Here is a 1944-nt window from a genome sequence, read left to right on the forward strand (position 1 = left end):
GAGGGGCGGCGATGCGATGTGCGGGGGTGGGAGCGGCGACGCGGTCAGACGCGGTCGGTGATCTCCTCGCGCACCTGGCGGCGCATGACCTTGCCGAGCATCGAATGCGGCAGCTCGTCGACCACGACGATCCTCCGCGGCACCTTGTAGCGGGCCAGGTGCTCGCGGCAGTAGTCGCGGACCTCGGCCTCGTCCAGCTCCGCGCCCTCGGCGAGGACCACGACGGCCACGACCTTCTCGCCGCCGTCGCCGTCATCGACGCCCACCACCGCGGACTCCTCGATCGCGTGGTGGTCATTGAGCACCTCCTCGACCTCGGAGGGCGCGACGTTGAAGCCGCCGGTGATGATGAGCTCCTTGAGGCGGTCGACGATGGTCGCGAAGCCGTCCTCGTCGACGGTGACGACGTCCCCGGTGCGGAGCCAGCGGCCCTCGTGGAGCGCCGCCTCGGTGCCCTCCGGATCGTTCCAGTAGCCGTGGAACACCTGCGGGCCCATGACCAGCAGCTCGCCGCGCTCGCCGGGGGCGACCTCGCGGGAGGGGTCGTCGGGGTCGACGACGCGCATGTAGGTCGACGGGAAGGGGACGCCGATGCTGCCGGTGCGACGGGTTTTCCACACCGGGTTGCCGAAGGCGACGGGGGAGGCCTCGGTCATGCCGTAGCCCTCCACCAGCAGCCCGCCCGTGGCCGCCTCCCAGCGGGCCGCGATCGCCTCGGACAGGCGCATCGCCCCGGACAGGCAGTGGCGGGCCGAGCGCAGGGAGACCTTCCGCTCGGCCGCGCGGGTGGCGATGCGCTCGAAGATCGGCGGCACGGCGGACAGCACCGTCGGCGGGGTCTTCCGCGCCACGTCGAGCACCTGGTCCACGTCGAACGTCGGGAACAGGACGATCCGCGCCCGCATCATGATCCCGAAGGTCAGGTGCAAGGTCATCCCGAACGCGTGGAACAGCGGCAGGATCGCGTAGAAGACCTCGCGGCCCTCGCGGGAGCCGTGCATCCACGCCCGCCCCTGCAGCGCGTTGGAGTGCAGGTTGAAGTGGGTGAGCATCGCGCCCTTGGGACGGCCCGTGGTGCCGGAGGTGTACTGGATGACGGCGAGGTCGTCGACGGCGGGGCGCGGGTGCGAGGACGGCAGCGGCCGGTGGTCGAGCACCGCGTCCCAGCCGATCGTGCCGGGGGCCTCGGCGTGGAGCTTGGCGCGGGTGCGGCGCAGCGACGGCAGCGGCAGGGCGAGGGCCGCCCGCTTGGTGCGGGGCAGCGCCTGCAGCAGGTTCACGGCGATGACGGTGCGGGGCCCTTCGCCGACGGGCAGGCCCGTGAGCTTGCCGGCCACCTTGTCCCAGACGATCGCGTGCCGGGCGCCGTGGTCGGTCAGCGGTCCGCGCAGCTCGTCGATCGTGTACAGCGGGTTGTGCTCGACGACGATCGCGCCCAGGCGCAGCACCGCGTAGAACGCGACGACGTGCTGGGGACAGTTGGGAAGCATGATGACGACGCGGTCGCCGGCGCCGACGCCCAGCTCCGCCAGCCCCGCGGCGGCCCGCGCCACCTGGGCCCCGAGCTCGCGGTAGGTGGTGGTGGCGCCGAAGAACTCGAGGGCGACGGAGCGACCGCCCTTCGCGCAGGCGTGCTCGAACATCGTGCCCAGGTCTGTCGTCGGCAGCTCGATGCGTGCGGGCACGCCGGGCTGGTACTGAGCGGTCCAGGGGGCGTCGGGGGCGTCATCGTGGCTGAAGCGCGGCGGTGCGGGGTGCATGCCCCTATTGTCGCTGAGGCGCGGAGCGGCGCGTGCATTGGGGGCAGGACGCCCATCCCTGCCCCGTCCGCCGTGCCCCGTCCACCCTGTCCCGTCCGCGCCGAAAGCCACGATGCGACTCATCCGAGGCCGATTCTGAGACCCCGCGCGACACTCGACGGGGGTGCGGGGGTGCGGGGGTGCG

General features: G+C 72.7%; 1 protein-coding gene. It reads right to left on the bottom strand.

Annotated features, from left to right (window positions below; genetic code table 11):
* Positions 1-44 precede the first annotated feature (44 nt).
* A complete protein-coding gene (locus FM110_RS09060) occupies positions 45-1760 on the bottom strand; it encodes a long-chain-fatty-acid--CoA ligase (RefSeq protein ID WP_087104447.1) in 1716 nt (571 codons plus the stop codon).
* Positions 1761-1944 lie beyond the last annotated feature (184 nt).

The sequence above is a fragment of the Brachybacterium nesterenkovii genome, assembly GCF_900163655.1.
In the GTDB taxonomy this organism is placed as follows: Bacteria; Actinomycetota; Actinomycetes; order Actinomycetales; family Dermabacteraceae; genus Brachybacterium; species Brachybacterium nesterenkovii.

Coding starts and splice junctions, on each gene's coding strand:
- FM110_RS09060 (WP_087104447.1), bottom strand. CDS start 1,760: ATGCACCCCGCACCGCCGCGCTTCAGCCACGATGACGCCCCCGACGCC.